This window comes from Morganella morganii H1r, from assembly GCF_000633515.1.
In the GTDB taxonomy this organism is placed as follows: domain Bacteria; phylum Pseudomonadota; class Gammaproteobacteria; order Enterobacterales; family Enterobacteriaceae; genus Morganella; species Morganella morganii_B.
This window is the reverse complement of the sequence record NZ_AYMP01000051.1, coordinates 1-1,413: the sequence shown is the minus strand read 5'-3', so window position 1 is coordinate 1,413 and position 1,413 is coordinate 1. Positions and strand designations below refer to the sequence as shown.

Here is a 1,413-nt window from a genome sequence, read left to right as displayed (position 1 = left end):
ACCATGCTTTTTAAAATGCAAAGTTAGTTTTTCAGGGTCTGGAAAATTAGCATTTTGAAATTCATTTAATTTAGACGTTCCACTCAACCCAAACGGATCAACAAAACCAGTAGGACAATGCACATACCCATACGGGTTAAAGCCGCCTTCCAGCCCTATCGGGTCGGGGCTGATGTACTGTCCCGTGTCCTTATCATAATAGCGGAACCGGTTGTAGGGTAATCCCCCCATTTTTAACGGAGGTAATAAGTAGAATCAGGCCATACGCTGAATATGCTGCATCGGTGTGTAGCCATTCAACGCCATATTGGGTCGTTCGTGATTATAAAACCATTGCCATCCGGTCGCATAGTTTTGTAATTCATCCAGTGATGCAAACAGGTGTTGCCCCAGCCAGTCATAACGCACTGTCCGGTTATATCGTTCAATATACGCATTCTGCTGGGGTTTACCCGGTTGTATAAAGCGAAGTATTATATTCTGCTGGGCTGCCCATGATATCAGTATGTTACCCGTATATTCCGGTCCGTTATCACACCGGATGGCCGCGGGTTTTCCCTTCCATTCAATGAGTTGCTCCAGAGTTCTGACCACCCGACTTGCCGGCAGAGAAAAATCCACTTCTATGGCCAGTGCCTCCCGATTAAAATCATCGATAACATTCAGTAAGCGGACAGAGCGACCATCTGATAGCTGATCGTGCATAAAGTCCATTGACCAGCATTCATTGCTGCTTTCAGGCACTATCAGTGGTTCCGGTTTATCCCGCTTCAGTCGTTTTTTGGGCTTGATGCGCATGTTCAGCGATAACTCGCAGTAAATCCGGTACACCCTTTTGTGGTTGAACCGCAGACCCTTTACATTGCGCAGGTACAAAAAACACAGGCCAAACCCCCAGTTGCGTTGACTGTCAGTAATGCGGAGCAACCAGTCGGCAATGACCTGATTTTCTTCATTCAGTTTAGGCTGATAACGATAGCAACTTTCACTGACAGCAAACAGCCGGCAGGCAAAACGTATACTGATGTTTCGGCTTCTGACTACATCCTGCGCCATCAGCTTCCGGCATGATGGCTTTACCACTTTTTTGCCATGGCCTCCTGAATGATCTCGGCTTTGAGGCGTTCTTCGGCATACATCTTTTTAAGGCGGCGGTTTTCATCTTCCAGCTCTTTGAGGCGGGCCATCATAGAAGCATCCATTCCGCCATAGCGTGAACGCCACTTATAGAAACTGGCATTGCTCATGCCGTGCTCGCGGCACAGTTCAGTTACCGGTGTTCCGGCCTCTGCTTGTTTCAGGATAGACATGATCTGACTGTCGGTAAAACGTGCTTTCTTCATAGAATTCTCCCCGGTTCAGATTACGAGAAAATTCTACTTATGAACACACCGGTTTTTCGGGGGGATTACC

General features: G+C 47.3%; 1 protein-coding gene and 1 pseudogene. Both read right to left on the bottom strand.

All coding sequences use genetic code 11. The features are described from left to right. Positions 1 to 225 (bottom strand): annotated as a pseudogene (locus tag U868_RS26205) (RHS repeat-associated core domain-containing protein); the annotation flags it as partial. Positions 226 to 255: 30 nt separating this feature from the next. After that, positions 256 to 1,343 (bottom strand): IS3 family transposase gene (locus tag U868_RS0120945; RefSeq protein WP_115660446.1). Its coding sequence is split into 2 segments (ribosomal slippage): positions 256 to 1,091 and positions 1,091 to 1,343, totalling 1,089 coding nucleotides; the frame shifts between segments, so codons are not numbered across the junction. Between the last annotated feature and the right edge of the window lie 70 nt (positions 1,344 to 1,413).